Origin of the sequence: Rhodococcus sp. AD45-ID, assembly GCF_003023755.1 — a bacterium.
GTDB lineage: Bacteria > Actinomycetota > Actinomycetes > Mycobacteriales > Mycobacteriaceae > Rhodococcus_F > Rhodococcus_F globerula.
Genome location: NZ_PYHL01000001.1, coordinates 3,299,276 through 3,325,601 on the forward strand (window position 1 = coordinate 3,299,276; position 26,326 = coordinate 3,325,601).

27 protein-coding genes and 3 tRNA genes are annotated in these 26,326 nt (G+C 61.4%); 14 read left to right on the forward strand and 16 right to left on the reverse strand.

The features are described 5' to 3' along the window. Positions 1-27: 27 nt before the first annotated feature. The 3 genes from C7T36_RS15110 to C7T36_RS15120 all read left to right on the forward strand — a co-directional run bounded on the left by C7T36_RS15110 (position 28) and on the right by C7T36_RS15120 (position 1,087). Positions 28-744, forward strand: coding sequence for a dienelactone hydrolase family protein (locus C7T36_RS15110; protein WP_045066405.1), 717 nt, complete (start codon positions 28-30; stop codon positions 742-744). 96 nt (positions 745-840) lie between these two features. Then, positions 841-932, forward strand: a tRNA-Ser gene (locus C7T36_RS15115). An 82-nt stretch (positions 933-1,014) separates the two neighbouring features. Next, positions 1,015-1,087, forward strand: a tRNA-Arg gene (locus C7T36_RS15120). 132 nt (positions 1,088-1,219) lie between these two features. Here C7T36_RS15120 and C7T36_RS15125 read toward each other — a convergent pair. After that, positions 1,220-2,449: an amidohydrolase family protein gene (locus tag C7T36_RS15125; protein ID WP_084702600.1), complete on the reverse strand. Its 1,230-nt coding sequence runs from the start codon at positions 2,447-2,449 to the stop codon at positions 1,220-1,222. 239 nt (positions 2,450-2,688) lie between these two features. Here C7T36_RS15125 and C7T36_RS15130 point away from each other — a divergent pair, with 239 nt between their 5' ends. The 3 genes from C7T36_RS15130 (at position 2,689) to C7T36_RS15140 (ending at position 5,504) form a co-directional block, all read left to right on the forward strand. Then, entirely contained in the window at positions 2,689-3,522 is an 834-nt protein-coding gene (locus tag C7T36_RS15130) for a MurR/RpiR family transcriptional regulator (RefSeq protein WP_052683453.1), read from the forward strand. Between the two features lie 85 nt (positions 3,523-3,607). Then, positions 3,608-4,249 (forward strand): dihydrofolate reductase family protein, encoded by a 642-nt coding sequence (locus C7T36_RS15135; protein WP_033235111.1) that lies wholly within the window; start codon positions 3,608-3,610, stop codon positions 4,247-4,249. Positions 4,250-4,316: 67 nt separating this feature from the next. Beyond that, on the forward strand, positions 4,317-5,504 hold the full coding sequence (locus C7T36_RS15140) for a cation:proton antiporter (protein ID WP_045066410.1): 1,188 nt from the start codon (positions 4,317-4,319) through the stop codon (positions 5,502-5,504). Here the strand turns inward: C7T36_RS15140 and C7T36_RS15145 are convergent. From C7T36_RS15145 to C7T36_RS15165, 5 genes are read right to left on the reverse strand one after another with little or no spacing between them, the layout of a single operon-like run. Further along, positions 5,501-6,739 (reverse strand): S9 family peptidase, encoded by a 1,239-nt coding sequence (locus C7T36_RS15145; RefSeq protein ID WP_045066412.1) that lies wholly within the window; start codon positions 6,737-6,739, stop codon positions 5,501-5,503. The two genes, C7T36_RS15140 and C7T36_RS15145, sit on opposite strands and share 4 nt — an antisense overlap. 29 nt (positions 6,740-6,768) lie before the next feature. Continuing rightward, the gene (locus tag C7T36_RS15150; protein WP_045066414.1) at positions 6,769-7,464 is read right to left on the reverse strand and encodes a DUF998 domain-containing protein; all 696 of its coding nucleotides are present in this window, start codon (positions 7,462-7,464) and stop codon (positions 6,769-6,771) included. Between the two features lie 10 nt (positions 7,465-7,474). Continuing rightward, positions 7,475-7,879, reverse strand: coding sequence for a very short patch repair endonuclease (locus C7T36_RS15155; RefSeq protein ID WP_033235108.1), 405 nt, complete (start codon positions 7,877-7,879; stop codon positions 7,475-7,477). 20 nt (positions 7,880-7,899) lie between these two features. Beyond that, a complete protein-coding gene (locus C7T36_RS15160) occupies positions 7,900-8,778 on the reverse strand; it encodes a hypothetical protein (protein WP_045066418.1) in 879 nt (292 codons plus the stop codon). A gap of 30 nt (positions 8,779-8,808) precedes the next feature. Beyond that, complete coding sequence (locus tag C7T36_RS15165) at positions 8,809-9,954, reverse strand: DNA cytosine methyltransferase (RefSeq protein ID WP_172936952.1); 1,146 nt, start codon at positions 9,952-9,954, stop codon at positions 8,809-8,811. A gap of 248 nt (positions 9,955-10,202) precedes the next feature. On the opposite strand from C7T36_RS15165, the gene C7T36_RS15170 reads away from it, so the two are divergent. Then, entirely contained in the window at positions 10,203-10,790 is a 588-nt protein-coding gene (locus tag C7T36_RS15170) for a putative glycolipid-binding domain-containing protein (protein WP_072782699.1), read from the forward strand. 24 nt (positions 10,791-10,814) lie between these two features. Here the strand turns inward: C7T36_RS15170 and C7T36_RS15175 are convergent, their stop codons facing one another. Then, positions 10,815-11,786, reverse strand: coding sequence for a prephenate dehydrogenase (locus tag C7T36_RS15175; protein ID WP_045066853.1), 972 nt, complete (start codon positions 11,784-11,786; stop codon positions 10,815-10,817). Between the two features lie 48 nt (positions 11,787-11,834). Here C7T36_RS15175 and C7T36_RS15180 point away from each other — a divergent pair, with 48 nt between their 5' ends. From C7T36_RS15180 to C7T36_RS15195, 4 genes are all read left to right on the forward strand, one after another. After that, positions 11,835-12,374 carry a tRNA adenosine deaminase-associated protein gene (locus C7T36_RS15180; protein ID WP_033235104.1) on the forward strand — a complete coding sequence of 180 codons (540 nt, stop codon included), beginning with the start codon at positions 11,835-11,837 and terminating at the stop codon, positions 12,372-12,374. Beyond that, a complete protein-coding gene (locus C7T36_RS15185; protein WP_045066420.1) occupies positions 12,375-12,836 on the forward strand; it encodes a nucleoside deaminase in 462 nt (153 codons plus the stop codon). A 142-nt stretch (positions 12,837-12,978) separates the two neighbouring features. Next, on the forward strand, positions 12,979-13,170 hold the full coding sequence (locus tag C7T36_RS15190) for a CsbD family protein (protein ID WP_033235102.1): 192 nt from the start codon (positions 12,979-12,981) through the stop codon (positions 13,168-13,170). 56 nt (positions 13,171-13,226) lie between these two features. After that, positions 13,227-13,317, forward strand: a tRNA-Ser gene (locus tag C7T36_RS15195). 143 nt (positions 13,318-13,460) lie between these two features. On the opposite strand, the gene C7T36_RS15200 is transcribed toward C7T36_RS15195, so the two are convergent. The 9 genes from C7T36_RS15200 to C7T36_RS15240 all read right to left on the reverse strand — a co-directional run bounded on the left by C7T36_RS15200 (position 13,461) and on the right by C7T36_RS15240 (position 23,029). Further along, the gene (locus tag C7T36_RS15200) at positions 13,461-13,955 is read right to left on the reverse strand and encodes a DUF1877 family protein (protein WP_045066422.1); all 495 of its coding nucleotides are present in this window, start codon (positions 13,953-13,955) and stop codon (positions 13,461-13,463) included. A gap of 367 nt (positions 13,956-14,322) precedes the next feature. Further along, a complete protein-coding gene (locus C7T36_RS15205; protein WP_052683454.1) occupies positions 14,323-15,885 on the reverse strand; it encodes an AMP-binding protein in 1,563 nt (520 codons plus the stop codon). 165 nt (positions 15,886-16,050) lie between these two features. Beyond that, positions 16,051-17,484, reverse strand: a complete 1,434-nt coding sequence (locus C7T36_RS15210; protein WP_045066426.1) for an aldehyde dehydrogenase family protein — start codon at positions 17,482-17,484, stop codon at positions 16,051-16,053. A gap of 18 nt (positions 17,485-17,502) precedes the next feature. Next, positions 17,503-18,606 (reverse strand): NAD(P)-dependent alcohol dehydrogenase, encoded by a 1,104-nt coding sequence (locus tag C7T36_RS15215; RefSeq protein WP_045066428.1) that lies wholly within the window; start codon positions 18,604-18,606, stop codon positions 17,503-17,505. After that, positions 18,603-19,847: an NAD(P)/FAD-dependent oxidoreductase gene (locus C7T36_RS15220; RefSeq protein WP_045066429.1), complete on the reverse strand. Its 1,245-nt coding sequence runs from the start codon at positions 19,845-19,847 to the stop codon at positions 18,603-18,605. Before C7T36_RS15220 ends, C7T36_RS15215 begins: the two co-directional genes overlap by 4 nt. Further along, the gene (locus C7T36_RS15225) at positions 19,844-20,038 is read right to left on the reverse strand and encodes a ferredoxin (protein WP_045066431.1); all 195 of its coding nucleotides are present in this window, start codon (positions 20,036-20,038) and stop codon (positions 19,844-19,846) included. The genes C7T36_RS15220 and C7T36_RS15225 overlap by 4 nt, the downstream gene beginning before the upstream one ends. A gap of 30 nt (positions 20,039-20,068) precedes the next feature. Beyond that, positions 20,069-21,352 (reverse strand): cytochrome P450, encoded by a 1,284-nt coding sequence (locus C7T36_RS15230; RefSeq protein WP_045066434.1) that lies wholly within the window; start codon positions 21,350-21,352, stop codon positions 20,069-20,071. Positions 21,353-21,446: 94 nt separating this feature from the next. Beyond that, positions 21,447-22,619, reverse strand: coding sequence for a thiolase (locus C7T36_RS15235; protein ID WP_033235098.1), 1,173 nt, complete (start codon positions 22,617-22,619; stop codon positions 21,447-21,449). Beyond that, positions 22,616-23,029, reverse strand: a complete 414-nt coding sequence (locus tag C7T36_RS15240; protein ID WP_033235097.1) for a Zn-ribbon domain-containing OB-fold protein — start codon at positions 23,027-23,029, stop codon at positions 22,616-22,618. Before C7T36_RS15240 ends, C7T36_RS15235 begins: the two co-directional genes overlap by 4 nt. Before the next feature lie 398 nt (positions 23,030-23,427). Here C7T36_RS15240 and C7T36_RS15245 point away from each other — a divergent pair, with 398 nt between their 5' ends. From C7T36_RS15245 to C7T36_RS15255, 3 genes are all read left to right on the forward strand, one after another. Continuing rightward, on the forward strand, positions 23,428-24,288 hold the full coding sequence (locus C7T36_RS15245) for a MaoC family dehydratase (protein WP_233364875.1): 861 nt from the start codon (positions 23,428-23,430) through the stop codon (positions 24,286-24,288). A 60-nt stretch (positions 24,289-24,348) separates the two neighbouring features. Further along, positions 24,349-25,263: an SDR family NAD(P)-dependent oxidoreductase gene (locus C7T36_RS15250; protein ID WP_045066436.1), complete on the forward strand. Its 915-nt coding sequence runs from the start codon at positions 24,349-24,351 to the stop codon at positions 25,261-25,263. Positions 25,264-25,389: 126 nt separating this feature from the next. Beyond that, entirely contained in the window at positions 25,390-26,049 is a 660-nt protein-coding gene (locus C7T36_RS15255; RefSeq protein ID WP_095887678.1) for a TetR/AcrR family transcriptional regulator, read from the forward strand. Positions 26,050-26,326 lie beyond the last annotated feature (277 nt).

The window sequence follows — 26,326 nt, forward strand, 5'->3', positions numbered from 1 at the left end:
AGCCGTCCACGTGTCAGAGTAGGAAGCATGTCGGGAATGTTCCGAGATGCCGCGAATCTGCGGGTGGCCGACGGCGGCGTCGCCACTGTGCCACTGACCGTGGTGGAACCCGACGGCCCGACCCGTGGCGCGATCGTCGTATTGCACGAGGCGAGGCAATTCAGCAAAGCACTCCTCGAGTTGATGGCTGCCCTTGCCGTCGACGGCTGGCTGACCGTCGCCCCGCATCTTTTTCACCGTGAACCCGAGGTAGTCCAGGGCGATGTTTTTGGTGACAACCTCTTTGCCGACGTCGACGCGACCCTCGATTGGCTCACGGGCCGCGACGTCCCGGCCGACACCATCGGCGTCCTCGGTTTCGACGCGGCAGGCACCGCGGCGATGCTCGTCGCAACCAGTCGTCCCGTCGGTGCGGCTGTGAGTGTCGCCGCCCGTGGGATCGTCGAAGCGCTGTCCGTCGACGCGCAGGCATTGCTCGACGCCGCGGTGTCCCTGCAAGCCCCGTGGCTCGCCCTCTACGGGGAGGACGATCCCGACACTCCACCCGAGCACGTCAACAGACTGAGGGAGGCGACGGCAAAAGCCGACGTGGCGACCCTGGTGGTGAGCTACGCAGGATTGCAGCATCGAGCGGACGAACCACCACAAGTCCCCGAAGGCCGGGACGACGACGACCCCTGTGCAGCCGCGATCATCGACGCCCGCACCCGGATCTTCGACTGGTTCGACGGCAACCTGCGATAACGCCATGAATCAGGGCTCTGACCACTCGTTTTGCCTTTGGTGGTGAGAAGTGTGTAATCTTTCGTCCCGGCGGTCCGAAAGGATCGGAACCCCCAGGGAGGCGTGCCAGAGCGGCCGAATGGGACTCACTGCTAATGAGTTGTCCCTTTTACGAGGGACCGGAGGTTCAAATCCTCTCGCCTCCGCCACGCCGGTGATTTTGACCGGCGGGTAAGAAATGATAGAAAGTACGACGGCAAGACACGCAAGACCAGCAACACAACAGAACATGCGCCCGTAGCTCAACGGATAGAGCACTTGACTACGGATCAAGAGGTTAGGGGTTCGAATCCCTTCGGGCGCACAACAGAAAGCCCCTCACCAGCAGAGATGCCGGTGAGGGGCTTTCTTGTATTTCTGCACATGCACACGGATGCATCCGATTGGCCTGATGTCTATCGGCGACGTAGGCCTCCACATTCCGCTGTTATGTCCATCACTTAGCGATGTCGGTGACGTCACCGCCGTGGATCACGTGACGCAAGTACCGCTCCGGCGTGGTGAGGACAGTGAGGTCCTGCTCCGGGTCCCCGTCCAACACGAGGAGGTCCGCGTGAGCGCCCGGCGCGAGGGTGCCGATCTCTCCTTCCATGCCGAGCAAGCGCGCAGCAGTGCTGGTGGCGCTGCGTATCACGTCGAGGATCGGCTGAACGCGCGCACGGATCGTGAACTCTTCGAGTTGACGCGTTTGCAGATGCCCGAGCAAGTCGGTGCCGTAGACCAGATTCACTCCTGCCCGGTGGGCCTGTTCAAGCGCGCCGACGGCCGCTGTCCGAACCTCGTCGAGCTTCTTCAGTGATCCTGCGGACAGGCCGGATGCAGCACCGGCCTCGTACATCGCCTCGTACGTGATGATTGTCGGGACCAAGAAGGCGTCGTTCTCGACGAGCAGGCGGATCGACTCGTCGTCGATGAGGTTGCCGTGCTCGACGCATCGCACGCCGGCTCTCAGCGCCTGATTCACCGAGCGCGGGTGGTAGGCATGCACCGTGACGTACCGATTGTGGTTCTCAGCCTCGATGACAGCCGCACGTATCTCTTCCTGTGTGTACTGGACCGCTGAGATCTCGTCAGTCGGGGATGCGACCCCACCGGAGACGACAAGCTTCAGGTGATGCGCGCCCTTGCGGAACTCGTCGCGGGCCGCGTGGCGAACGGCATCAACGCCGTCCGCGATCCGTCCGAAGTCGGGTTTCAGCTGACAACAGGGCACAGAGGTGTCATTGAGAGAGCGGAAGTCTCCGTGGCCACCGGTCTGCGATAGTGCTTTACCGCCGAAGATCAGTCGAGGCCCTGGGACCAAGCCCTCTTGCAAAGCACGGGCCATTCCATGGTCGGCGCCACCGACATCACGCACGGTGGTGAAACCACGTCGGAGCATGTCGCCCGCCGAGCGCAGCGCTCTCACAGTCGCATAACCCGGCGTCCATCCAGCAATTTCGGCGGTATTTGTCGTCGTCACCAGGATATGGACGTGGGCGTCGACCAAGCCGGGCATGACGGTGCCCCCACCTGCATCGATGATTCGAATGTCGCCGGGCGAAGCGGGGGGCCGCCCCACCCCGCTGTCGACGATCCGCCCGTCGGCGATGTCGATCCAGGCATTCTTCTGGCGCTCGCCAGTCGAGGGTTCGAGCGTGTGGGCGTTAATTACCCGAGTGTGCATGGTCTCTCCTTGAAAGCGACTGATTGTTGTCCGTGGGCTGCGTGAATGCTCGCGTCGAGGCTGGGATGCGCGCAACATTAGATGCATAGTCGTGATTCATGCAACACTTTGTTCATGCGAAGTTTCCCCAAGGAGGCCTGAGATTGCGGTGATAGCGTGACTGCGACCAGTGACGTGTTTCAGGTCGTCAGCGACGCTTGATGCCATGTATTAGATCCAGTGAAAAGAGGCGCTCCGAGGTGACGGTTGGGACGATGCTCGCGCAACGAGCAGAGCGCGCGAACCTCGGAGCTCAGGCCGATCGGGTCATACAAGTTCTTGCACAGATGCCGCAGTTCGCCTCGTATGCATCTGGCCGCGAAGTCGCCGAGCGCGCTGGAGTGAATGTCTCCACTGTTGTGCGGACCGCCCAGCAACTCCAGTTCGAGGGGTGGAGCGATCTTCGTCAAGCGCTCAGAGCCGAATATCTCGACTCACTCGTGACAACAAATCCCGAGCGCCCCGAATCGACGGAGGCGGCGGCGCAAATGCTGAGGCAGGATGTGGCAAACCTCGCCGCCGTCTCGTCCGCGGCCAACATCACTGCCATCAAGAGCGTTGCCGACGCGATGAAAGCGGCCCGTCGAATCGTGTTGATCACCAGTGGATCCGGGGCAGGACCCGCACAGGTACTCAGTTACCTGGCGTCCGTCTACGGATACGACATCCGCCTCTCGGCCGGCTCCGCAACGTCGCAGGCGATACACGTGTCACACCTGGACGAACGCGACTGTGTCATCGTCATCAATGTTTGGCGCCTCACCAGTACATTGCGTGGATTAACCCGTCTTGCACGCGAAAGGGGCGCGACTATCGCCGTTCTCACCGACCTGCACTCGTCACCCCTGAACACATACGCCGATCACGTCGTGATCACCCCGATCGAGGGTATCTACGTGACTCCGTCGCTGACAGCCATGGTCGCTGTCGTCCAGGCCATCCTCGCCGAGCTCGAAAGCTCCGATGCTCGTTTTTCGGCCGGACGCATCGAGCAGGCTTGGGACACGCTCGGTCTCATGGACGATCAGGCTTAATGCATAGTCCCGCCGCCGATGAGTTTCACCTCTCCTCCGAGTCTTAACTCCCGTATGACCATCATCGAGAGTGTGGGAGCGCACAGTGAATCAGCTACTACGGGTCCAGAACTTCACCATCTCCAGTGACGGAGTCGCCGCGGGTGAGAACCAGAGTTTCGAGAGCCCGTTCGGGTTCGACCATCGCGATATGTTTGCGTGGGCCGGAGCCACGGCCAGCTGGCCGAATCGAACCGACCCCGGTGGAAGTCGAGGGCTCGACGATTACTTCTCTCGCGACTTCGCCCAGAATATCGGTGCCGAAATCATGGGCCGCAACAAATTCGGATTCCAGCGTGGACCCTGGAAAGACCTCGAGTGGCAGGGATGGTGGGGCGACGAGCCGCCATTCCACACGCCCGTGTTTGTCATGACCCACCACCCAAGACCGTCGTTCACCCTTTCCGACACGACTTTTCATTTTGTCGACGCAGACCCGACGACCGCGCTCGAGCAGGCCCGTGAGGCCGCACAGGGTAAGGACGTCCGGCTCGGCGGTGGGGTGACCACAATCAGGGAGTTTCTCGACGCGGATCTCGTCGACACCATGCACGTCGCGGTTTCTCCGGTCGAGCTCGGTTCCGGGCTCCGTCTCTGGGAGTCGCCGGACGAGCTGCGTGACCGTTTCAATCTCGAGATCGTGCCAAGCCCGAGTGGGATGACCCACCACCTGTTCTGGCGAAAATAACTCAGAGCGGTAACGCGCCGCTGATGTAATCGCAGGCACATCTGTCGTAAATGCCCGATAATGATCCGTGCCCTCAATTGCCTCGTCGCTGTTCTGGATTGCGCTGATCGCTGCGCTCGCGCCCTTTGTCGCGGGCCTGTTCCCGCGGCGCCTGGTACCGGAAGTTGTGCTGCTGTTGGTCGCCGGCGCGGTTGTCGGGCCCTTTGCGCTCAACTTGGCGGCAGAGAGTGAGGCCATCGGGATCCTTCGGGAACTGGGCCTCGGCATGCTGTTTCTGCTCGCCGGCTACGAGATCGACCGCAAGGAACTGAGCGGCGCTGGTGGCCGGCGAGCGCTGTACACGTGGCTGTTCTGCCTCGCTTTGGCATTTGCGATTGTCGCGCTCTTGGGGGCGCAGGGTGTGATCTCCGCTGAAGCGGCGGTCGCGATTGCGATGACGTCGACCGCGTTGGGTACCTTGCTGCCGATCCTCAAGGACAACAAGATCCTCGACACCCGGCTTGGCCGGACGGTCCTCAATCACGGCGCTGTCGGCGAACTCGGCCCCGTTGTTGCGATGGCCGTATTGCTCGGTGCGCGTGGCGCTGTCATGTCGCTGGTGGTCCTCGCGGCATTCGCGCTGATCGCGGTGATTCTTGCGGTGCTGCCGACCAAGCTGATCTCGCACGGATCGTGGACGCACACACTTGTCCGTTCCGGCGCGGACACCACAGCACAGACCACGGTTCGCCTGACGATCTTGTTGCTGGTCGGGCTGGGTGCACTCTCGGCCGTATTCTCGCTGGACGTTGTTCTCGGCGCCTTTGCGGCCGGTTTCATCCTGCGACGCCTGATGCCCGACGGCAACGAGCGGTTGGAGATCAAGCTCGACGGTATTGCTTTCGGATTCCTCATTCCGATCTTCTTCATCACTTCCGGAATGGCAATCGACGTGTCGGCGGTCGCGGAGAATCCCACCGTCCTGCTGGCGTTCCTTGTTCTCATCATCGTGGTTCGCGGTGTGCCGGTGTTTTTCACGACCAAGTTCGAGAGGGTCGAACCGCCTTTCAGTACCCGGGAGAGTGCACAGGTCGCGCTGTACGGGGCTACCGGGTTGCCGATGATCGTTGCCGTCACCGGTGCTGCTGTCAGTGCCGGTCAGATGTCGTCGTCCAATGCGTCGATTCTGGTGGCGGCCGGCGCAATTACCGTTCTGCTGCTCCCGATGTGTGCAACGCTGCTGAACCGTACGGAGAAGGTCGGTTCAGTCGTCTAGAGCCCCAACTGCTCGTCGAGCCAGTCGAACATGCGTTGGTCGGTGAGGCGTCTTGCCATCGGTTGGCAGTGGAAACTCGCGCCTTCGGCGGCCGTGAACGGAACCAGAGTGGTGGGCCCGCCGGACAGCGAAGCGAGGCGTTGCGATTGCCCCGGCCAGAACTGTTCGTGTTCGGGATCGGTGATCAGCAGGGGAGTGGTGATCGAGCCCGCAACATGTTCGAGGCGGTATTTCCGTACCTCGGCCAGAGTGTTGTAGTAGCCGTCAGTTAAGTATGGCCGCGCTCGGAACCGCCAGATGCGGGCCGTTTCCTTCGACGCTCGCAACCCCATCGCCATGTCCCGGTCGAAGGCCTCCGACTTGCCTTCTTCCAGCAAGTTCTGCATGCCGCGCGGGATGTGAACGAGCCACGACGCGGATACGTCGACCACGCCGGGATCGGCGATTGCCGCGGCGATCCGATGCTCGAACGCCAATGACTGCGGCACCCAATAGCCGCCCTGACTGATGCCGCACATCGCCAACTTCGACGCGTCGACGTCGGGTCGGTCGATCAGGAAGTCGACGACAGGGGTGATGACAGCTTCCCAGTCATGGCGGAACGGAATATTGTTCTCGAACAGCATGGACTGCTGACCCGGTCCGTCGAACATCAGCACGTTGTAGCCGCGTTCGAGCGCTCCGGCGCCGCCGTTGACCCACATCGAACTGATGGGGCCGTCGCTGCCGTTCACCATGATGAGCGTCGGCCGTCGCACGTCTCCGGGTGGGCGGAAGAAGTACCCCGGCATCGTGGTGTCCTCGTACGGAATCCGCACGCGCTCCACGGAGTGCGAGGTGGTGTCGACAAAACCGTCCCACGCGGCGCGGTGATGCCGGAACGTGGGAACCAGAACCGAATCGTCGGTCAGTCCGTCGACGGCATTGACGGCCACAGCGAAGTACGACGCTGCCCGCAGATACGCGCTCGACGCGCTGCGCGGATGTCCGGCCTGCGCGGATTCCTCGGCTTCTTCGAATATCCGTGATCCGAGGTCGAACCACGCGACGTACCAACCCTCGTGGTCTTTGTCGCCGACTTCGGCGACGGCAGCAAGAACTTCGCCGGTATCGGAGGCGCCGTACGTTGCCTGTCCGAGGAGGACTCGCAGTTCGTAGTCGAACGACTCGTTGCGATAAAACCCCGTGGTGAACGCCTGATGTGGGTGGGAGAAGAACGTCGACGCGAGTGACATGGGCACACCCTTCGGTAGGTCCGTGTATGTCAGGATCGCCCGAAATCGCTGTTCAAAAACCTTTCCTGTCGCCGCAATACCGCACAACCCAGGGTGCACAGCCACAAAGACATTCCCAAAACCTGTGCACGTTGGGCGATTCCCAAGCCCAGATTACCGCCGCCGGCCAGTTCTATGCCGTTAGTTGTCAACATCCACACCGTCGCAAGGGAAGTCACGATCAAAAGGCCCAATCCGACGGTGCGCAACAGCGGATGCTCGCGATAACGGAAGGCCCCGACGGTGAACGTGATCATCGCGGTGAAGATCGCAAAGACCGCTACGCTGCTGGTCAAAGCATGAACGTGATGTAGTTGCGGCAGTAGTCCGCCGGGCTCGCTCGCCGCGCAATCCGGGCCGGAGCAGTCCAGCGGAAACGACGCGTCCGCAATCGTGGCAACGCCGAACACAGCCAGTGCAATCCAGCCCGCCACATAGAATTTGCGTCGCTCCGTAACCAGTAGCCCGAGCGTCGCTGACACCAACATCAAAACGGCGGAGATAACGTCGGCGTTACCGAACACGTCGCGGTACTTCTGATTTGCCGCGTCGAGTTCACTGAGGAACGACGTCACCGGATCAAGTCCGGTGTCGAGGAAGAACTCCAGAACCCACGACGAGTACACGATTCCACCGAGAATCAACGCACCCGCCAGAACTACTCGCGCTCCACCAAGTCCGCTCACCTCACGAAGCTTACGGAGCGAGAAGAGTGTTCCGGACGCGTTCGGCTGCCGTCGACGGATCTTCGTGCTCCCAGATGCGGATGACGGTCCAGCCCTGTTCGGCGAGGCGTGCATCGGTGTCCCGGTCTCGCAGCACGTTGGCGGCCAACTTGTCCGCCCACCACTGCGCATTGTTCTTGGGGTATGTCGCGTGGAGCGGGCAACAGTGCCAGAAACAGCCGTCGACGAACACCGCCACCTTCCGCCGCGGAAACACCAAATCGGCCCGTCTACGAACACCTTTGACGGGAGCCCGATCGACGAAGTACCGCAGTCCACTCCGATGAAGTTCGCGCCGGATCGCGATCTCGGGTTTGGTGTCGCGTCGACGCTGTGCGCTCATTCGAGCGCTGGTTGTCGGATCCGTCGCGGGCACTGTCTTCACTTTCGTGGGGTTCAGCTGTCGGAGTCGTCGCCGTCGTCCGGGTCTGACCAGGTGGGGGCAAACCTGTTGCGACGCTCCACTTCACCGTGCACGATGGTGACAAAATCGTCAAACGAGAGTGTTTGACTCTCGGTGGGACGGCCGTTGCGGGGAGGCGGCTCGTCGACGTCGAAAAAGCGTACGCCGCCATCGGTTTCGTACAATCCGATGAACACTTTTTCGAAGAGGTCGTAGCGCGTGTCCTCGGCGCCCAGATCAACCCACGCCTTACCCGGAACGCCGACAACCGCACGTTTGCCGCGGCCGGAACGCTTCGACAGCGTCGTGACGTGGTGGGCGAACGAGGATTTGCCGGTGTCGCTGGTCTTGGTGGGGTCGCCGTCGTCGCACGTGGCGTACGGCTCGAACATGACGGCTACCAGAACGCTGTAGGGCTGTCGCTGATGCAGAACCATTGCCTCGCCACGCAATTCGTGATCATTGCGGACGATGTTCTTGGTCCAGCGGCCGAGCTTTCCGCTGCGGGGGCTGTAGTCCTGGAAGTTGTACGTCTTGATCGACACGCACAGGATCAAGCCGAGTGTGGGGTCGAGTGCCTTGACATCCAAGCGCTTTCGGCCCTTCGCGACATCTACCGTCGCTTCCTGGCCTTCGCCCGTCGCAGTGGGGGTGATGTTGGGGTACAGCGGGCGCAAGGCGTCGGCAACCGTCTGGGCGAGTTGATTGGAAAGCCGCTGCGCGTAGTTCTTCTTCTCGCCGCGGTCGGCGTCTGCCGCAGGTTTGTCGCCCGCGAGTCGCAATGCGTCCCACAGTGGTTCGTGCTGGGGTTCCGGAAACAGCGTTTCCGGAAACAGGGTCTCCGGCTCGGGAAACAGTGAACCCTCGCTCATGTCACTGCCCCGCTCATGCCACTGCCCCGTTCATGCCACTGCCTCGGGATATCCGCCCATCCGCTCGAGATGGCTTTCTACGTCCTCGATGAATCCGGGAATGAAGCGAAGGTTGCCCATCCGTGCGCGTTTGAGGAAGCCCGCAGTAGCCCGAGCGGACAGCAACCGAGTGTCTTCGAGGAATCCGCTCAGATCCTCGTAGTCGTGTTGAACGGGCCACGTCGAGGTGTGGACGCGGAACGCTTGGCGGTTACGGCCCCACGCGGCACTCGGCCAGGCGTCGCCAGGTTCGAGGGGTGTCTCGTACTCCGCGTCGTATTCGATGGGATCGACCAGACGGCTACCCACCCACGACGCCATTCGCACGCTCACGGCATTTCCGACGAGCTTCCAGCGATGGCTGTGGCGTAGGCCGGGAACGTCGACGGCCGGCAGTGTCCAGTCGGGATCAAAACCCTGTAGACGTTCGGCGTCGACCAGGCCTGGCGTGACGATCTCACCCGAAGGTAAGCGGACGGCCGGCTGGCTGGGGATTCCGACGGAAGAACCGCCCTTGAGCGTCGGTACGGCGTTGACGGCCCAACCGAGTCCGCGGGTGCCCTCGGTCCAGTAGAAGCCGCACGGGAAATCGGCAGGGTCGCCGCCGAGTCGCTCACCGGCGTCTTGTCCGAAGAGGATTTCGCGGGGATCTTCGGTGCGCGATGCCAGCATGATGACGCGCTGGCGGCGCTGAGGGAGGCCGAATGCCCGGGCGTCGACAACGCGGTACGCCCACGTGTAACCGAGGTCTTCGAGAGCGTCGGTGATGTGCCGCATGGCTGCGCCCTTGCCTAGCTGCAGCATGAATGGCACGTTTTCGATGACCAGCCACCGTGGACCCTTTTTGCGCTTGACCAGTCGAAATACTTCGTCGACGAGGCCCGAGCGGGCGCCGGTAATGCCCGCAGTCTTACCGGCCTGCGAGAGGTCCTGGCAGGGGAAACCGGCAGCAACCAAGTCGATATCGGCCGGGAGCGCGCGCAGTTTCGTGACGTCGCCGTGCAAAGGGACGTCCGAGAACCGGGAACGGAGAACTGCCTGGGCGCCCGGGTCGATTTCACACAGCAGTTCGGTGTTCCACCCGTGCTCCGACAGACCCAACTCAAGCCCACCGATACCGGCAAACAACCCCACCATGCTTTGCGACGACGTCACAGCACCCTTCCTCACGAACCGACTTGTAAGCACGTTACTCGAGAAGTCCGACAGCTTTTGCCACAACTTTTCGCGCACCGGCATTCCGCACGTATCGGCGGCCGTATCGGGCTGTGAATCGCCTTACACACACAGTCGCAGGTCACCGACGCCGCGGAAAAGGTCCTTGATCGCAGTAATAATCACCAGCCAGCAGTGCTCTCGAGGGCATCGTCCATTACCGTGGTCGGGTGAGCATCCAACCTTCCGATAGCGCATCCTGGCCTGCGGTATTGACCTGGCAGGCGCACAACGCTCCTCGCATGGAGTCGGTACGCGTGCAGTTGAGCGGAAATCGCATCAAGGCGTCAGGCCGGATCATCGGTGGCGCGTGTAGCGAACATCCCGCATTCAGCGCCTCATATGACCTGGTCACAGACGAGGCCGGTATCACGCGCAGGTTGTCGGTGCGTACCGCCCTCGCTGCGGGTGAGCGTCAGATGTCGATCAGCCGAGACGAAGAGGGAACCTGGATGGTGGAGAACGGCGCCAACCACCAGCGCTCGTCCTTCTCCGGCGCGCTCGACGTCGACGTGATCCTCAGCCCGTTCTTCAACACCCTTCCCATCAGGCGTTTCGGGCTGCAGAACGACACCCAAGATGTCGAGGTTCCGGTTGTGTACGTCAACCTGCTGGATCTGCGGGTCGAAGCCGCAACCATCACGTACAGCAGCGGTACCGACGGCATCAGCGTGATGTCACCCGTATCGAGTGCAACGGTGACCGTCGACCACGAAGGATTCATCCTCGATTACCCAGGACTGGCCGGCCGGATCTGACAGTCGGGATCCAACAGCGGGAACCTACCTGCGTCGCTGGATCACGCCGCCGCGGCGGCCGGCGTCGCGCATCCGGTTGATCCAGTCGGATTCTCCGACGCGCACATCGGTGATGTCCCAACGCTCATGCGATTCGTAGGCTCCTCGCGCGGCGAACCCGGCATCGACGAGTTCCGCTGTCGAACCGTGCGCGTGCAGTTCGCTTCGCGCCCTCTGCAGTAGAGCGAGAGCCTCGTCCAATGCGACCAGCAGTGCATCGCGGTTGCCCTCGCACATTGCCCGCACCAGTCCCGGCGCACTGCCGGCCACGCGGGTGCCGTCGCGGAACGATCCGGCGGCCAACCCGAGCGCGAGTTCACCACCGGCGGCGCCGGTGATCGCCAACGATTCGGCGAGCAGGTGCGGCAGATGCGAAATCCGGGCCACAGCCCGGTCATGTTCGAGAGATTCGGCCGGAACGACGACGGAACCGCAGTCCAGAGCGAGGTCCGCGACCTGCGTCCACACATCTGCGTCGACGCCGTCGTCGGTGGCCACGACCCACACGGCGTCGATGAACAGGTCTGCATCGCCAACGGCCCAGCCAGACGCGGAGGTTCCGGTCATGGGATGGCCACCGACAAAGCGGGCACTCAGGCCACGACGCTCGACGGCTGCCTTCACCTCGCCCTTCACGCTCACGACGTCGGTGACCGGATTGTTCGGGGCATGTGCGGCAATGGCTTCGAGAGTGGCGTCGACGGCCGGCATGGGCACGGCGATCACGATGATTGCGCCGGTCTCCTGAGCTTTCCGAAGAGTGGCAGCAAGATCGGTGTTGGCTTCGAAACCGTCGGCGCGCGCTGCGTCGGCCGACTCGCTCGAACGGTTGTAACCCCACACCTCGCGACCGGCGCGGGCAGCGGCGCGCAACAGCGAACCGCCGATCAAACCGAGGCCGAGGACGCAGACGGGAGGGGCAGAATCGGTCGCAGACACCCGTTCAGGTTGGCATATCCGGGCGCGGACTTCACTCACGGGCACTAGCCGGGCTACCGTTGCGCCATGGGTGCACAGCGCGCGAGTAACAAGAGCGCCTCCTCGAACCAGTCGGAGGAGTTCGAAGGCTTCGGCGTGGCAGTGGTACGTGACGAAGGCAAGTGGACGGTCAAGGCTTTGACCTCTGCGGCTTTGACGTCGTTGTCGAGCGCCGAAACCGAACTCCGCGAGCTTCGTAGCTCGGGTGCCGTTTTCGGCCTAATCGACGTCGACGAAGAGTTCTTCATCATCTTGCGTCCTGCGCCGACGGGAACGCATCTGCTGATTTCCGACGCGACCGCCGCGATCGACTACGACATCGCAGCGGACGTCCTCGACGCGCTGAACGTTGAAATCCCCGACATCGATCCAGATGACCTCGACAATGTCGAGCCCTGGGAAGAGGGGGATCTGTCGGTCCTGGCTGATCTGGGGCTACCGGAACCCGTTCTCTCGGTGATCACCGCCGATACTGATCTGTATCCCGACGAGCAATTGGCGATGATCGCGCAGCGACTCGGATTCGAATCCGAATTCTCTGCCGTGCTCGACAAGCTCCCGCGGTAGATGTCACTCGCTGACGATCAGCGCATGATCCGTGCGGCCATCAGTGCCGCGCGCAGTGCATCGGTCTCCGACGTTCCCGTTGGCGCGGTTGTCTTCGACGCGGACGGCGTCGAGGTTGCCCGTGCGGCCAATGCGCGGGAAGCGTCGTCCGATCCCACGGCTCACGCCGAGATTCTCGCGTTGCGTGCAGCGGCGAAAATCTACGGCGACGGTTGGCGTCTGGAAGGTGCGACGCTCGCCGTCACTCTCGAGCCGTGCACGATGTGTGCCGGCGCGTTGGTTCTCGCCCGTGTCTCCAGGGTCGTTTTCGGGGCCTGGGAGCCCAAGACCGGTGCCGTCGGATCGCTGTGGGATGTCGTTCGGGACAGAAGATTGACCTACCGTCCGCAGGTGCGCGGTGGGGTGCTCGAAGACGAATGTGCTGGGCTTTTGGAGGATTTCTTCCGCGATCAGCGGGGCTGATTCCGCTATTCCCGAGCGAGACGGATTCCACATCGGGGTGGCAGTAACCGGCAGACGCAGGCATGGTGGAGGACAGATGCCGTCACGGTATCTGCGAATTGCCGGAAGGTGATTTGTTTCGCGTTCACTCAAGGGAGTACTCGTGGGAATCGCAGACAAAGCTCAGAACAAGGCAGAAGATCTCGGCGGCAAGGCCAAGGAAGCTACTGGCAGTGTCACCGGCAACAAAGACCTCGAAAACGAAGGCAAAGGCGACCAGGTGAAATCGGCGGTCAAAGACGCTGGTGAGAAGGTCAAGGATGCTGCTTCCAGCGTCAAGGACAAGCTGACCTAACGATCCGCCACCAGGCGATTTCGGTCTCGGGCACACCATCCGGTAAAGTCACCAACGGTGGCGTGTCCGAGCGGCCTAAGGAGCACGCCTCGAAAGCGTGTGACGGGTAACCCCCGTCCGAGGGTTCAAATCCCTCCGCCACCGCCAAAGCTCCCCACCTGTTCACGCAGGTGGGGAGCTTTTTTTGTGTTTCTTGCCGGTGCTGCAGCTGCGTTGAGAGTCGCTCGACACAACGAGTAGGACACAACGAGTAGGACGATCGAGACCCGCCTGCTGACAGTGGTGGGCAGTCAGAACCGCACGGTGAACACCACGTGCCGATCGTCGCGGGCCGCGCGCTGGAAAAAGTCCACCACTTCCTGCAGCCAACCCCAGGCGTACGTGCGCTCGTCCACGCCGTACTCCGGGTTGCGGTCGTCGAGCGGCATCGCGTCATAGCCTGCGCCGAACTCGAATTCGGTGATTTCCGCCAGGTACGAGGCGACTTCGGCGACCCGATTGGGCGTCATATAGGTAATCAGTTGGTCGTCGGTGTTCGTGTTGAGGTCCTCGTCCCCCAAGATCACGCCACATGCCGGCCAGTTCTCGGGCGCGCGCTGGTACCCGCCATTGGAGAGGGAGCACAGGATCGGGTCCCACGCCTTGTCCGTGTCGCATGAGAACTCGGAGCGCCCTGTCTCCTCGATGTCCTCGACCAACGCATCGAGTCTGTCGTCGTCGCCACGTGCGTCGAGAAGTTCCGTTGCCACGTGGTCTGAAAGCGCGAAATGTACCCCAAGTTCCATGGCGTGATGCTAACGGCTGCCCCTGGTGGTCAACTCGGGTTCAAATCCCTCCGCCACCGCCAAAAGCTCCCCTGAGGCGCCTGAGCAGCCAGCGCCCGTGATTCTCGCTTCGGGAGAGGCGGATTACGGTGCTGCGGCGTAGAACGACTCATGGGCTCCTGGTTGGTCAGTGATTACCGAGGTCACTGACCAACCAGGAGCCCGCGAATGCGATCACCACAGGCGATCCTGGGAGCCGTGGCAGGAAGCAGGATCTTCCGTGGATTCTGCAAGGTCCACGAGGCGGCGCAGATTGCGTCGACGTGCCAACGTGAGGGGACTATTAGCTATGTCGGGCGGATGGGTCGCCCCGACGCATGGGGTGTCACTACTGACCGTTGGCAAGTTCCCGCAGTTTTTGGCGCGACACCTTGCCCGCGGCCGATCGCGGAAAGTCCACGACAAAGATGTACTCGCGCGGTCGCTTGAAGCCGGCGATCTGCTCACGTACGTGTTGGTCCAGCTTTGCGCGGAGGTCTTCGTCGTCGTTGAATCCGGACGCCAATTGGACGATCGCCACCACTCGTTGGCCCCACTCCGGGTCGGAGACGCCGATGACTCCGACGTCGGCAACGTCTGGATGTTCGAGCAGTGCGCCCTCGACTTCCGCTGGATACACGTTCACGCCGCCGGAGAGAATCAGGTCTGCGCGCCGATCCAATATGTACAGGTAGCCGTCGTCGTCGAAGCGTCCGACATCTCCCGACGTAGTGAATTCGCCCCACTGCGCAGCAGCGGTCTTCTCCGGATCTCCCAAGTATTCGAATGGGCTGGTCTTGAAATAGATAGTGCCCTCTTCACCGGGGGGAGCCTGCTCTCCGTCCAGCCCTCGGAGCACTACGGCGCTCGGGTCCGGTCGCCCGACGGTGCCCGGATGTTCGAGCCACTCGGCGGTGGAGCACACGCACACGAGCCCCTCGGTGGAGCCGAGATATTCAACCAGAACCGGACCGAACCAATCGATCATGGCGCGCTTGGTTGCCGGAGGACACGGAGCCCCGGCATGAAAAAGAACATCGACACTCGAGATATCACAGCTGTTACGAACGCCTGCCGGTAAATCGAGAAGCCGCTGAAAATGCGTGGGAACCATATGGGAGGAAGTAATGGCTTTGTCGCTGATCGTTCGAAGCACCGTTTCTGCATCGAAGCCAGGCAAGACGTACAGCGTGTGCCCAGCATGCAACAGAGAAAGTGAAACACCGCCCGGCGCAGCGTGATACACGGGCGAGTACACCAAATGCCGTCCAGGCCCATGGGGTATTCCCACGTGCTCGAAGAACGGACCGGTCGCCTGGAGCGGGCTCTCGGGCGTTGCATCGATCATCGGGCGGCGGACGCCCTTCGGTCGGCCAGTTGTGCCGGAGGTGTACATCATCGCCGAGCCCAGCGAGCGGGTGGCGGGAGTTTCGTCGGCGAGGAGGGTAAAGGCTTCGTAGCTGGACCAGTCGGCCGGCGCGCCACCGATAACCACGCGGTGCGGAACTGCGTCCTCTATCCGGCCGACAACCTTGTCGGCGAGCTCTGCGTGAACGATAAGGACGGACGCGTCGCAATCGCGCACGATGTACTCGACTTCAGGTCCCGCCAGATGAGTATTGATCGGAACGAAATACAAACCACTTTGCGTGCATGCCAGAGTAATTTCGTAGAACTCGGTACCGTTCAACAGTAGACCCGCGACGACATCGCCTCTGGTCAACCCCAGATCGGTGAACTTGTTGCTGAGCTGGTTGGCCTTACTGACAAGCTCACCGAAAGTTGTTGTCTTGCCTTCCATAACGATCGCGGGCCGACTGGGATCACGTTGGCCCAGAAGCCAGGCGCCGGGCATTGCTATGCCCGTCGGCTGTTGGCGATCCTCGCGCTCGCTGTTGACCACGGTAGACATGAATGTCCTCTTTCCTGGAGGGATATCGGTGACTATTGCGAAGTGTTCGTAATTTTTTCGGACGTGTGCGTTCGCCCACGCATTCCAAGTACCACTGGAAATCCGATGGCAACCAATGTCCAGCACTCTGTGGACATTGGTTGCCAAAGGTCGACCGCATAGCGGCTAGTGGCGCGAAGGTCCCGTGATCACCTGCAGTTCGGTGAAACTGTGTAGACCCCAAGGGCCATTTTCGACTCCGATGCCACTGGACTTGTGACCGCCGAACGGGAGATGCGGTAGAACACCGCTGCCATGCCCGTTGATCGAGACCTGACCGGCGTCGATCTGCGGAGCGAGCCTTGCGGCATGTTCGGCGTCGCCCGACCACACGGACGCGGTAAGTCCGTACTCTCCGCGGTTGGCGCGGACGATGACGTCGGCCTCGTCTCGGAACGAGACGATGGGAAGCGCCGGACCGAACTGCTCTTCGTCGACGATGCGCATACCGTCGTCGACCTGGTCGAGGATGGTCGGCTGATGAAAGTAACCCTTGCGGTCGATTGGTCCACCGCCGGCGGCGGCCCTCGCACCGTTGTTCAACGCATCCGCAACCAAGCTCTTGACCAGATCGAATTGCGGCTTGTTGTTGATGGGCCCGAGCACCGTTCCGTCGACAGTGCCCTCGTCGACCTTGACGGATTTGGCAATTTCACTGAGGGCCTCGACCAGTTGAGGCTGAATACTTTCGTGTGCGTACACGCGCTTGACGGCCAGACAGATCTGCCCGTTGTTGTTGAATGCACTTTGGAACAGGCTGGGTGCGATCTTCTCGACGTCCACGTCTCCGAGAATGACGGCGGGATCGTTTCCGCCGAGTTCCAGAGTGATGCGCTTGAGGCCGTCTGCAGCCCCGAGAGCGACCTTTCGCCCGACCGAGGTCGAACCGGTGAAGCTGACTTTGCGCGGAACTGGGTGCGAAACCATAGTTGCGCCAAGCGGATCCGGCCCGGTGACCACGTTGAGTACACCGTCAGGGAAGGTGCCACGAAGGACGTTGGCGAGCGCAAGCGTTGCCAGCGGTGTGTACGGAGAGGGCTTGACGACGATAGTGTTGCCCGCGCGCAGTGCCGGCGCGATCTTCCACATCGCAAGCGCGATCGGAAAGTTCCACGGGGTTATGGCACTGACGACCCCCATCGGTCGACGGGTGACCTCCTCGAAGCCCTCGGCATCGTCTCGGATGATTTCCCGAGGGATGTCGAGATCGGCGTAGTAGCGCAGCCACATCGCCGCGACGCCGAATTCCATTGCGGCATCGGTGAGGGGCTTGCCCTGCTCCATCGTCAGGATCGGGGCCAGTTCGCCGATCCGGCTCTCGATGACGTCTGCGGCTCGGCGCAATGAGTCACGCCGAAATTCGTCGTCGAACCGCCAAGATTCGTACGCGGTCAGAGCCGCGGCGAACACACCGTCGAGCTGATCCGGCGTGACGGACGGTGCCTGTGCGAATACCTCACCCGTCGCGGGATTGATCACCCCGAAGCTACCCGTGGTAGGGAGATCGCGTCCGTTCGATGTTGCTGCGGCAGAAAAGAATAGCGAATCCGTTGAGGTCATTCTCGATCCATTTCGTGGTCAGTGGTGCGCCGGCGTCAGCACCGGCTTGATTGCCTTGCCGGAGAGCGAATCCTCCACGGCCTGGTTGATCTGATCGAGCGTGTAGGTCTGGACGAGCTTGTCGAAGGGGAACCAACCGCGTTGCCACAGATCCACCAGCTGCGGGAGAAAGACCTGCGGGACCGAACTCCCTTCCAGCACATACGTCACTGACTTGCCTGCCAACAGAACTGGGTCGATGTCGAGCTTTCCGGAACCGCCGCCCACCAACACCGCCTTACCCGGGGTGTCGAGGATGCTGACAGCCATTGTGATGACAGAGGTCACTGCGGTCGTTTCGAAGGAGAAGTCAAGTCCACGCCCGCCGTTCTTGATTGCCTCGACGAGATCCGGTGCATCGCCGCGCACCGTTCGGGTAGCACCAACTTCTACAGCCGTTTCGAGCCGAGAGTCGACCAGGTCGACCACGACGATGTCACGGGCACCTGCAGCCTTGGCTGCCATCACTGCCGCAAGTCCGACACCACCGGCTCCGAACACTGCAATACTTTGTCCAGCAGCCAGTTTCATTTCGTTGAGAACCGAACCAGCGCCCGTCTGCAAGCCGCAGCCGAGAGGACCGAGAAGCTCGAGCGGCAGCGCTTTGTCGACCACGACCACATTGCGTTCGGTTGCAATGGCGTGCGTGGCAAAGGACGACTGCCCGAACCACCGGTTCGCCACCGGGTTACCATTCCGATCGAGCGCACCGGTACTGAGATCCGCGCGGCGCCCCGTGAGGTTTCGAGACATGAATTCGTCGCAGTAGGAAGGGCTTCCGGCAAGGCAGTTGCGGCAGCGACCGCAGGATTCGAAACTCATCAGCACGTGGTCGCCGACTTCGACGCCTCTGACCGCGCTGCCGACCGCTTCGACGATGCCGGAACCTTCGTGGCCGAGAATGATCGGCCCGGTCTGCGCCAGGAAATTGGGATCCCGTAGCAGAAGGTCGGTGTGGCACAACCCGGCGCCGACCACCTTGACGAGAAGTTCGTCCGACTCCAGCGGCCCGAGCTCCACTTCCTCGAGTTCGAACTTGCCGTCGCTGTCACGCAGAACGGCGGCTATTGCGGTAGTGGTCATGATTTCTTCTCCGTGGGATTAACGAGCTCGAGCGCATCTGCCCAGACGCCTTTACCTGCGATAATGCGACGCAGCTTCATGATCTTGCGTTGTTCGTTCAAGGTGGCAGCGCCGACCAGTCGATCGCCCGAGCGGTACAGCGCCACAAATTTGTCAGTGTCAGGATCACCGGAGGCAAAGACCACTTCATCGGCGACTGCCGTGCCGACGAACTGGATGCGGCTCTGATACCAGTCGCTCCAGAAATAGGGGACGGTCTCGTACGGCTTGGCATCTTCCGGCGCAACGGCATTGATGGCAGCCTGGTGCGCCTGATCGGCAGCATTGGTCCAGTTCTCGAGCCGCACCGATAGTCCGTCGAATGCAGGGTTGGGCCAGTGGACGACATCGCCCGCCGCATAGACGTCTTCAAGCGAGGTCTGAAGGAACTCGTTTGCCATCACTCCACCATCCACCGGGTGCAGTTCGATACCCGAATCTGCCAGCCACCCCGTCGCGGGAGACGCTCCCACGCCGACGACAACAAGCTCAGCCGGCAACGAAGTGCCGGTACTCAGCCGGACCGCCTCGACGTGAGTGGTGCCGATCAGCCCCTCGACCTGAACATTGCACAGGAGTGGAATTCCGTTGCGTTCGTGAAGCTTTGCGAGCGCCTGGCCAACGGTCTCGCCGACTGCACGGACGAGTGGAATGGGGGCGGCCTCGACGATCGTCACGTCTGCGCCGCGATCTCGGGCGGACGAGGCGAGCTCGGATCCGATGAATCCGGCGCCAACTATCACGAGTTTGATTCCAGGGCGGAGTCTTTCACGAAGGGCGAGTGCGTCATCGAGAGTGCGAAGCCCGACAACGCCCTCCAGATCCGGCATGTCAGGAAGAGAGCGTGGTGACGCACCTGTCGCAATGATCAACTTCTGGTACGGAAGCCAGTCGTTGTCACCAACACGCACGCGGTGCGATGCGGGGTCCAGTCCCGTCGCCGGCGCCCCGAGGCGAAGCTTCACATCGAGGGCGGCGAGCTCCTCGGCCGAAGTGTGATAGTCGGGCGCGGCGCCGTCTTTCAGGAACTGCTTGCTCAGGGGAGGCCGGTCGTAGGGAAGATGGAACTCGTCGCCGACCAGCGTGATCGGTCCCGCGAACCCCGCTTGACGGGCGGACTCCGCAGCCCGCAGACCGGCCAGTGACGCCCCGACGACAACCAGTCCGGCTCCATGATCGATATCTGTTGCGTTCACGATCATGTCTCGTCGAGTGTCAGGGCTTTGGCCGGACATGCACGAACAGCCTCCCGGGCGAGGTTCTCGTCACCGGCATCGACCAACTCCTTGTGGAGAATCAGTGAACCGTCGTCCGCCACCTCGAAGTAGTCCTCGGCTACCGATTCGCAGATTCCGATTCCTGTGCACCGCCCGCGATCGACATTGATTTTCATAGCGTCGTTCCTGTTCTTTGCTGGAGTTTGTTATACGCGTACCGGGAGGTGCTTGATCCCGTTGATGAAGTCGCTGAAGAGGTACACCGGCTCGCCGACCTCCATAGCAGGAAGTTTGGTGAGGATTTGTGAGTACAGTGCCCGCAGTTGGGCTTTGGCGACCATGTGGCCGAGGCAGTAGTGGACCCCGCCGCCGCCGAAGGAAACATGGTTGTTAGTGAAACTGCGCTGCAAATCGAATCGATGGGGATCCTCGAAGACGTCCTCATCCCGGTTTCCCGAGCCGTAGAACATGACGACCTTGTCGCCCCTTTTGAGCTGAGTTCCACCCAGTTCGAAGTCCTGAGTGGCCGTGCGCGCGAAGTTCTGGACGGGTGAAGCGTGGCGAATGAACTCCTCGATCGACTGCGCGATGCGGCCGTCGAAGTCTTCCGTCAGCCATCGCTTCTGGTCCGGATTCTTGTGCAGTGACAAGGCGGTGTGGCTGGTGGTCTGTTTGGTGGTGTCATTGCCGGCGACGCTGAGCAGGACCATCGTTGAGGCGATTTCGAGCTCGGAGAGAGGTTTGCCGTCGAACTCGGCGTTTGCCAGCGCAGTTGCGATGTCGTCGGCCGGATTCTCACGACGGAAATTGACCAAGTCATTGCCGATCTCCGACAGTCTTTCCATCTGCTGCATGGCGTACTCGGCCGGTGTCAGATCCGCTGGGCATTCGTCCGGGTCACCTGCGTTGACGAAGTTGTCGCCCGCTTTGGCGAACTCTTCGACCAGACTCTCGGGGACGCCGACAAGATCGGCGACAGTGAGCATCGGCAACTTCGACGCGACTTCTTCGACAAAGTCGAACTCGCCCGCACCGACGACTCGGCCGACGATCTGCTCGGCGCGTTCTTCGATCTTCTCGCGTAGACGCTTGACGGCCTTCGGAGTGAACGCCGAGCTGATTACCTGGCGGTATCGGGTGTGGTAGGGCGGATCCATCACGAGGAAGGTTGGGGCACCGACTGTTTCGCGGTCAATTGGCGGGAACATTACACCCCGCGCCGAGTCCTGATCGGAGCTGAAGATTTCGTGATTCTGGCTCACGAAGGCGATATCGGCACTTTTGACGAGTGCCCAGAACCCTTTCTCGCTGTCGTCGGGTTTGAAATGCGGGCGTTCCATCGGCTTGTGCCAGCTCACCGGAGCATTCTCGCGCAGCCAGGCGAATGTCTTGTCCCGCTCGGCAAATGTCCGACCCCAGAACTCGACACTTGTGACATCGATGTTCGGGGCAGTCACCGGGTGATCGGTGAATGGAAGTGAGGTGGTCATGCAGGTACCTTTCCGTGGCTCCTGGCGGTGATTTGTTCGGTCGACGAGGTTCCTGATCGTCGCAGGTGTTGCGTTCTGGGACAGAAGATTTCCCTCACGGACGCCGATTCGAGAGAACCAAACTGCCGGCGGCGCCGAAGAAGTATCCGACTCCCTGGACGAAGCTGATTTCGACTTCGGGAACCTGCTCGCAGGCTTCCCCGCGTAGCTGACGGACCGCCTCCTGGATGGCGAACATTCCGTACATCCCGCTGTGTGTGTACGACATTCCACCGCCGTTGGTGTTCATCGGAAGTCGGCCTCCCTTGGACGTATGTCCTTCGGCGACAAAGTCTCCTGATTCACCATGACCGACAAACCCGAGATCCTCGAGCATGTAGAGCGGAACGTGGGCGAAGGCGTCGTATGCCATCAGGTGGTCGACATCGTCGCGGGTGATTCCCGCGGTGGCGAAGGCATCGGCGCCGGCATCACGGAATGCACGGAACGATCCGGGCTCGTGCATCTGCGAAACCAGTGGACCTTCGGCAGATTCACCGGACCCGAGCAAATACACATGCCGATCGGATCCCGGCATGTCTGCCGCCCGTTCGGCACTGGTCAGGATCACGGCGCCGCCACCGTCGGTGAGCACACAGCACATGTCGCGGGTAAACGGGTAGGCCACCGGTGGACCGGACAGCACTTCATCCACAGACGTCGGCTTGCGACGGAAAGCTCGCGGATTGTCGAGGGCCCAGTTGCGCTGTGCAACAACAACCTCAGCCAGGTGCTCAAGCGTCATTCCGCGGTCATGCAGAAAGCGCAGCGCCGGGACTGTAAAGGTCGAGTACGGCATATTTGCGCCGTAGACGGCCTCGAACTGACCGGTCATGGAATCCAAAGGCGTCAAGTATGGTGGAGCGCCAACGCGGGACCGCCCGGACTCGCCATGCGTCACGAGCACGACGTCAGCGGCACCGGAAGCAATGGCGGCCGCGGCGTGACGCACATGAAGCATAAAACTGCATCCACCAACGCCTGTTCCGTCCAGCCAATGAGGCGTGATACCCAGGTGGTGACTGACTTCCATCGGAAGCAGGCCGGTGGTAGCGACGCCGTCGATGTCCGCTGGCGTGAGGCCTGCGTCGGCCATTGCGTTGCGGGCGGCATTGGCATGGAGATCGAGGATGGACATGCCTGGCAATACACCGATTTCCGTCGTCTCCGACGCACCGACGATCACGATGTTTCCGTTGTGCATAGATGTCACATGGCTTGTTGTCATCTGGCGGACTCCTGCAGCGGCGTGAACATGGGGAGCTTCGTGTCTCCACGTTCGACGAACGTGACTTCGAGCGCGAGGTCGAGCGGGAGGTTCCCGGGGTCGGCATCCACCCCGATCACGTTGCTCATCAATTGTGGTCCCTCGTCGAGTTCGACCAGTGCGACGACGATGGGGGTCTCGGAATCGAACGGGGGAATCGGTCGGTAGTTGATTACGTAGGACACCAGTCGGCCTCGGCCGCTGACAGGGGTCCACACCACGTCGTCGGAGTTGCAATGCGGGCAGAAAGGTCGTGGATAAAAGTAGTGCTGTGTGCACGACTGGCAGCGTTGAATCGTGAGTTCCTCCCGCTGCGCACCCTCCCAATAGGGAGCGGTGGCCGGGGTCGGAACCGGTACAGGCCCTGTCATCGACAGTCCTTTCGTCGTATGGGTCTGGGATCAACTCATGAAGGTATTCAACGGAATTCAGTCCGTTAGCGTTGCAAAAAGAACATGTGCCGTTACTGTTCGCGTAAAGAAATACGTACCGTTACGTTTCATTTAAAGGAACACGTTCCGCTAGTTTTGCCTAAACGGAACGCGTTCTGTCACGACCAGAGTGATCCAGTTCATCCTTTATGTCAAGGCCTGGTCGAAAATCCGAAAAATCGAACTGTCCTCCTTGGACGAGAGACTTGCCAATCACATACGTAACGTGTTCTCTTTAGTTGGAGAGCGTTGTAAGGCAACGTTTTCGGCGTTCTCGTCGATCCGAATCACACTTACCGTCCGGTAACCCCGGTCCGCTCCTGCGGAATATCACTTGGATGAAATCGAGGTTCTACATGCCGATCGACAGCTCACTCGTCGGACGCACCGGCAAACCTGTCTGGAAGAGTTGGACGTCGAAAGACGCACTGCTGTATGCCCTGGGTGTCGGCGCCGGTCAGCCTGACCCGCTGGACGAGCTGGAGTTCACCACAGAGAACAGTGAGGGCATAAAGCAGATGGTGCTCCCGACCTTTGCCAATGTGGCTTTGTCGGGCGACGACTCCTTGCTACCCGACGATGTGGACTTCACCAAGGTGTTGCATGCATCGCAAGCGCTCAGCCTGACGGGCCCGCTTCCGACCGACGGCCGCGTTGAAACCACTGGCACGATCACCGGCGTCTACGACAAGGGTTCCGGTGCCTTGATCATGACGGAGACCGTTGCCCGCGACTCTGTCGGCCAGATCGTGGGAACTCTCGAGTCCGGGTTGTTCTTGCGAGGCTACGGGGGGTTCGGCGGTGAGCGAGGGCCGTCGACCGCATGGGAATTGCCAACGGGCAAACCGGATCACGTTGTCACATACACGACTCGACCGGACCAGGCGCTGCTCTACCGACTCAGTGGCGACCGGAATCCCTTGCATTCGGACCCGGCATTCAGTGCCCGCGGTGGGTTCAATATTCCCATCTTGCACGGAATGTGCACCTATGGCTACGCCGGCCGGGCCCTCCTGCATGTTGTGGCCGATTCGGACCCGAAACGCTTCACTGGGATGTCCGGGCGGTTCACCAAATCCGTGTTGCCCGGACAGTCGATTACCACCTCGATCTGGAACGACGGCAAAGGCGTTCGGTTCCGGACGGTCGACGATCTCGGTGACGTCGTCATCGACATGGGCACCGCCACAATCCGCTGACTCTCCACTCCATAACGATTCGCCGCGATGTTCGTCGAGGCACTAACAAAGGAAAGATTCATGGGTTCACTCGAAGGTCGCGTAGCGATCATTACCGGCGGCGGACGAGGCATCGGCGCGTCGATCAGCAAGTTGTTCGCCGCACAGGGCGCAAAGCTTGTCATCAACGACCTCGGCTCGTCACCGGACGGCCAGGGCGGGGACCAGGGACCGGCGCGTGACGTCGCTGCTGAAATTGTTGCCGGTGGCGGTGCCGCTGTCGCAGACGGCGGAGACATCGCCGACGTCGCGACCGGTCAGCGGCTGGTCGATCTCGCACTGGAGAACTACGGCAAGCTGGACATTCTTGTCAACGTTGCGGGAATCCTGCGTGACAAGATGATCTTCAACCTCCCGGAAGAAGACTGGGATGCGGTCATCCGCGTGCATCTGCGTGGCCACTTCAGCACCATCAAGCCGGCGGCAGCTTACTGGCGTTCGCTGCGGAATCCCGACGGCCACTTCCGCATCATCAACTTCACTTCCGATTCCGCACTGCAGGGTTCGCCGGGTCAGCCGAACTATGCCGCAGCAAAGATGGGCATTGTCGGCTTGACTGCCTCCACTGCAAATGCCCTGGCGCGATACGGCGTGACGGCCAACGCTATCGCTCCGGGTGCCGCCACCCGACTGACACAAACCATCCCCGACGAGAAGCAACTGGGATTCGATGCAGTCCCCGGCAACGACTCGCCGGACAATATTGCGCCCATCGTCACGTACCTCGCCGGTACGGGTTCCGATTGGCTGTCGGGCCGCACCCTCGGCGCCTCCGGCCTCGAGGTGAAGTTGTGGAACAACCCCGACGTCATTGCCTCGGTGTCGTCAGACGGGCCATGGGACCTCGACGACTTGGCCGCTAAGGTCGAAGGGGAGTTCCGACCGTTGGCAGACGGCCTGCACCCGTCCTTGTTCATGAGCCAGGTTCCTAGCTGACCAACGCATACTCGGCGAGAACGAGTACCGGACGCTGAGCGTGTGAACTGGGGTTGGGGCCGGGACGATATCGTGGTGGCTGATGCGACAGTGTCAGATTTCGGTACACGATTGGGGACAGCACGGATGGCCGCAGTGAAGGTTAATGGCCGCACACCTGAGGCGAAGGCATTCCGTGTCGAGCGAGTCGTGAAAGCGGCCCGTGAGTTGGCATCCGCCGGTGGCTACGAAGCCGTGCAGATGCGGGAGGTCGCTCGTCGTGCCCAAACCGCCCTTTCGACGCTGTACAAGTACTATGCGTCCAAAGACGAGCTGATCACGGCCGCCGTCAGTTCAGAACTGGACTCTCTGGCCGAGGACGTGCTCCGTCGTCCGCCAAGACAGCGGACGGCGGAGGGTCGTGCCGGAGAAGTGTTTGTCCGGGCCTTCGTGGCGATGGTCAAGGATCCGGGGTTCGCACACTCCGTGCTGGCCGCGGGCAATACAGTGCTCGAGTTCGACCCCGATCGAGTCCGACATTCTGCAGAAGTCACCGATATAACACCCTGGTCCACCCCCTTCACCTCTATTGCCGCAGTTCAAGCGTGGGGCCCCGACCATCGCTGCAGCCCAATGCAGTTACGCGCGCTGTGCATGGTGGAAACCCTGTGGGTCGCCAGTGTCGGCAGTTGGCTGAACGGGGAAACGTCAGCCCACGAGGTGAAACGGCGCCTGCGCTTGGCGGCGAAGCGCTTGCTTGCCGCGGATTCCGCTGACCCGAAAGATAATTCAGCAGACAACGGCTGACCGGAACAAACCAGTCTGTACAACTGAATAAGGCGCGATTGCGGCCCCGACTTTCCGAAGTCGGGGCCGCAATCTTGCCATGCCTGTGCCTTCCGCGAGGCCTGGATCGTCTCTGCGAGTGAACTTCAAACCCGGAAACAATTCTTCAAATGTGTCTTGTGTCACGCTCGTGTGTGGAATACCCTCCACAAGAACATATTTCGATGCTGAGTCGGTTTTCAATTGACAGCGTCCGATCCGCGGGTGGATTCAGTGCCTGCGATGAGCTGTTCACCAA